7 protein-coding genes are annotated in these 4,704 nt (G+C 36.3%); 1 reads left to right on the plus strand and 6 read right to left on the minus strand.

The features are described from left to right. The coding region (locus tag AC1DPQ_RS18210) for a hypothetical protein (RefSeq protein WP_477610452.1) at positions 1-409 on the minus strand (409 nt) is incomplete at its 3' end. 439 nt (positions 410-848) lie between these two features. Here AC1DPQ_RS18210 and AC1DPQ_RS18215 point away from each other — a divergent pair. Further along, positions 849-1,460, plus strand: coding sequence for an NUDIX hydrolase (locus tag AC1DPQ_RS18215; protein WP_230145205.1), 612 nt, complete (start codon positions 849-851; stop codon positions 1,458-1,460). 201 nt (positions 1,461-1,661) lie between these two features. Here AC1DPQ_RS18215 and AC1DPQ_RS18220 read toward each other — a convergent pair whose 3' ends face one another. The 5 genes from AC1DPQ_RS18220 to AC1DPQ_RS18240 form a co-directional block, all read right to left on the minus strand. Next, positions 1,662-2,267 (minus strand): hypothetical protein, encoded by a 606-nt coding sequence (locus AC1DPQ_RS18220; protein ID WP_477610453.1) that lies wholly within the window; start codon positions 2,265-2,267, stop codon positions 1,662-1,664. Continuing rightward, a complete protein-coding gene (locus AC1DPQ_RS18225; RefSeq protein WP_477585145.1) occupies positions 2,257-2,760 on the minus strand; it encodes an RNA polymerase sigma factor in 504 nt (167 codons plus the stop codon). Before AC1DPQ_RS18225 ends, AC1DPQ_RS18220 begins: the two co-directional genes overlap by 11 nt. Before the next feature lie 226 nt (positions 2,761-2,986). Next, a complete protein-coding gene (gene coaD, locus AC1DPQ_RS18230) occupies positions 2,987-3,448 on the minus strand; it encodes a pantetheine-phosphate adenylyltransferase (protein ID WP_029279302.1) in 462 nt (153 codons plus the stop codon). Between the two features lie 353 nt (positions 3,449-3,801). Then, positions 3,802-4,335 (minus strand): 16S rRNA (guanine(966)-N(2))-methyltransferase RsmD, encoded by a 534-nt coding sequence (gene rsmD / locus AC1DPQ_RS18235; protein WP_116250695.1) that lies wholly within the window; start codon positions 4,333-4,335, stop codon positions 3,802-3,804. Next, on the minus strand, positions 4,326-4,704 hold a 379-nt coding region (locus tag AC1DPQ_RS18240; RefSeq protein WP_477610454.1), incomplete at its 5' end, for a DUF3822 family protein. The genes rsmD and AC1DPQ_RS18240, both read right to left, overlap by 10 nt.

Genomic DNA, 4,704 nt, shown 5'->3' on the forward strand with positions numbered 1-4,704 from the left:
CTATTATTCTAACCTGCTCTACGATGGATGATTCGGCATTGTTAAGCTTTTCCTGATCTTCTACGATAGATTCTTGCTCGGCTATAATTTTATCCATTACCATCAAATCGTCAGGGATACCATGACGAAGCTTTTGTTCTACGGCAATAATACGGTTGTCTAATTGTTTAAATTGTCTTTTAAGCTCTGCAATTTCTTTATTGTAATGCTCTTTTTTTGAAGCGTAGCTGTTTTCCAGACTTTGCAGTTCAGATGCGTACTCGAAATTGGCCAATAACTGTTCATTGCCGGCAAAACGCTGGTAAAGCCCGGTTAATGTGATAAAGAGCGCTCCTGTTGATTTTTCTGGGTTAGAAAGATCGTTTCGGTATGCTTCCAGATCTGTTTCGGATAATGAAGGTATGGGCATGGCAGATTAAAAGGTTAAAATTATAAAAAATATTCATCGTTGCAGGAATTATTCGCCATTGTTTTCTAGCTGAATGCTCCAATACGGATAACTAACCATTTTTTTTACAATCTAGTGTGTATGGCCTTTGGTTATTCAGGTTCATCATTGATTAAATATTATTTTTTTTTCACTCTTTAATAAATTATTCTATATTTGTAGCAAGCAAGGGGTGAGAGCCTTGCATCAATCTTTGATTGAGAGCGTTAATTTAGATAAGGTTACAACATTAATTGTTGTAACCTTTTTTTATATCCTATAAATAACTCAACAATTTTTCTACTTTTAGAGCATTGCAAAATATATAGGTTTCGCAGAAAGAACTCTTTAAATGTAATCGGGAAAGGAGCGGGTTGCTATAAAAAAGCATCATTCTCTATTTAATGTGTGTTAAAAATATATGCCAAGAAATTATAGAATTTATATCAACGATAACACTTTGTATATCTCAGATTTTTTGCCAGAGCAAAAAGAAAAAATTCAACAACTGGAATTTCAGGATTTTAATCTGCAAACATTCTACAAAAAACTTAAAAATGGTTCTAAAAAGAGCTATATTTTCTTGACAAAAAATCCTCAGGAGACCTTTAGAAAGTTAAAAAAAGATTGCACCATTATTAAAGCCGCCGGTGGTTTGGTAGAGAGCGCAAATGGCAATTTTCTGTTTATTTTTAGAAATAAAAAGTGGGATCTGCCCAAAGGAAAGCTAGAGGAAGGCGAAAAAATGAAGGAAACTGCTGTTCGTGAGGTAGAAGAGGAGTGCGGAATCAGGGTTTTTAAACGCGAAGAAAAACTTTGTAAAACCTATCACGTTTATCCAATTGGTACAAAAATGGTAATCAAGAAAACCAATTGGTACAAAATGAAGGTTAAAGGCGAACCAAAATTGGTACCTCAAAAGGAAGAAGGCATTGATGAAGCGGTTTGGCTGGATAAAAATCACATTTCGCCAGTAGTTAAAAACACTTTTCCATCAATTATGGATGTGCTGAGGGCCGGAGGAATACTATAAGTGTTCTAGCCTAGAGATCGTCCTGCCGAACTTGTTTTATTAGCGGTTTATTATGTTTTTAATGGCCTAATAGCTACTACGTGGTCAGCATCTTTTGTTTAGCTGTGGTATCAGATATTTCTATCTGACACGGATCGAAACAATTATAGATAGGAATTTTAATATACTTTAAAGTCAGATGGTAACATCTGACCACACTGATTACTCATAATCCAACTCATCAACTACTTTTTTTACCTGCTTTAAATATTTGCCATAGTAATACCAAGCCCATAATTCGGTAATCAGACCTATAATCAGAATGGTAATAAAACAGTTTAATAAGATGTAAACCGATGAAAGATTAGCTAAAATTTTGTTGAAAATTGAAGCCTTTTCTATAAATAAATAAATTGCAATGAATGCGACGCCGATAAAAGCAACGATGTAGGTGAGGGCTTTATATAGTTCGATATTCAGTTTCATTTCGTAGAAAAACCAAAGGATGTTTTTGCGCGTATCTAAACTCATATCGTAAGAGTTTTTATAGAACAGATAAAACTTAAAAAAATAATAGGCGGTAAATCCGCAGGTGATGGCATAAAATATTAAAAACACCTGATTCATTGCCGATGAAAAGCTAAAAAAGTAAGGAACAAAGGCCATGAGTACCAAAAAGAAGATCTGGTAAAAAAACTCGTGTTTCATTTTCGCCCTTATTTTATCAATTGGGGTATGTGCCTGTTTTATTTTAAGCATATCGGTAGAAATGTTGCTTCCTTGAGGACTTTCAGCATTCCATTCATTTTTTATATCGTCAAAATTCATAACCGTTTTTCTTTATGATAAATTGTAATTTTTCTTTAGTTCTGTTCAGTTTAACCCTTGCATTTACTTCGCTAATGCCCAGGTTTTCGGCAATTTCGCGATGGGATTGGTTTTCGAGAAAGAGAAATATCAATGCTTTTTCTATAACATTCAGCTCTTGCACGGCAGTATACAAATAGGCCAGTTTCTCTTCTTTTCCTTCGCTCTCATTTACATCTATTACATCAATATTTTCATCCAACGGTGTTTTATCTACTTTTCTATTGTCCCTTTTAAAGTAAATTAGCGCCGTATTTAAGGAAACACGATACATCCATGTACTAAATTTGGAGTTGCCCTTAAAAGTTGGGTAGGCTTTCCAAAGCTGTAATACGATTTCCTGAAACAGATCGCGCTGTTCTTCAGCACCGTTCATATACATTTTAGAAATCTTATGTATAATCGCTTTGTGCTGGTTGATCAGGGCGAGAAATGTATTTTCTGTTTCTTTCATTTAATATTATAACCTATTGGTAACCGATTCTTTAAAACGTTACATTTTAAATTAAATAATTTAACCACAGATAAAGAGGATGAACACAGATGAGATTCCAGTAGATTGGTCGTCTTTCCCGCGCAGGCGGGAATCTTACAACGCACACTATGTAGCGATCGTTGTAAGATTGCTTCCTCGGCTGAAAAAGCCTCCTCGCAATGACGATCTTTAGATTAACGGAGTACTATAAAAAACTAAGTGCTTCTTTGGGTACAAATGGGCTTACATCGCCATGGTTTCTTAAAATATCGCGCACAATGGTAGAGCTGATGGCCGAATATTCGGGTTTGCTTAACAGTAAAATGGTTTCTACTTCGGGCATCATGGTCTGATTGATTTGGGCGATGGCTCTTTCGTATTCGAAATCAGCAGCCGAACGGATACCACGTACCATATAGGTGGCATCTATTTTCCGGCAAAAATCTACTGTTAAACCTTCGTAAGTTTGGATTTCGATATTCTGATAGCCTTTAAAAACAGTCTGTAAAATCTGAAGACGCTGTTCTGCACTTAAGAAATTCTGTTTAGAACTGTTTAGTCCGATACCCACTACAATTTTATCGAAAAGTGGAGTGGCACGTTGTAAAATGTTTACGTGAGCAATAGTGATCGGATCAAATGAGCCTGGAAATAGCGCTATCTTCATGATTCAAATATAGATTTTTATGGTGAAATTATTTACCACTAAGACACGAAGAACACAAAGAGGGTTATTTTTTGCCACGGAAACACGGATTTACACGGAATGCACCCGGCTTAATCTTTTACCATTAAGAAATTAAGGACATTAAGAAGTTCAACGGAATATGATTGAAGCAGGTCATTGACAATATGCCTGATTGCAATGGAAAGCCCGGAACCCGATCCTTTATCGGGTGAGGACTTGCAATGAAAAGCAGGACTGAAGGCCGCCATAAGGCGCTGTGTGCCCGCTTTCTAAAAATAAATTAACTATGCGCCATTAACCAATGAACTAATGACCAATGAACGATTGAACTACTATAACTCAAAAAAACTGAACGATGAATTGCCGTATTTTCTGGTTTCGGTGTAGCCGGGCTGGCTGTTCAGTTTCATGTTACTTTGGTGTTCTACAATTAACAGGCCATCAGGCTTAAGCAATTGTTGCTCCTTTACCATTACCGGAATCTGTGGAATGTTGGGCATATTGTAGGGCGGATCGGCAAAGATCAGGTCGTAAGCACCAGTCATTTGTTTTAATAACTTGAAAACATCGCCTTTACGCACATCAACTTGATCAAACTGGTGTTGTTTTGCTGTGTTTTTAACCCAGTTTACGCAACCGTAATCCATATCAACGGCTAAAATACTTTCTGCACCGCGTGAGGCAAACTCAAAAGTTAAATTTCCAGTGCCGCAGAATAAATCCAGAACAGAACATGTTTCGAAATCATATTTGTTGTTGAGGATATTGAAAAGTGCTTCTTTGGCCATATCCGTAGTTGGGCGCACCGGTAAATTTGCAGGGGGCTGCAAACGGATGCCCTTTAATTTGCCACCAATTATTCGCATAAATCTAAAGCAAGGAGACCGCTGAAATAGTGTTTAGGCATATCGGCCAGTAATTCGCTATTTTGTTTTCCAGCAGGAAGAAAGAAATAAAGTTGGTTAAAGTATTTTAATAAGCAGTTATAATGCTCATCATCTTCGTTTATAATGCCTTGTAAATAAACGGGAATGGCATCAGTTAAGCCCAGTTGTTCAATCATCAGCAATAGGAAATAATTAAACTCCTCAGCGTTCTCTGATTGATAATGGTTTTGAAAAACTATCTTTTTATCTTTTATGTAGAGTACATTGAAAGATACTGCTGTAAAATCTATTAATAAAGATTCGTCTGCCAAATGATTAAATAAAACCATTAATGGCTCAGACTGTGGA

The sequence above is a fragment of the Pedobacter sp. 01T416_2 genome (genome assembly GCF_056398925.1).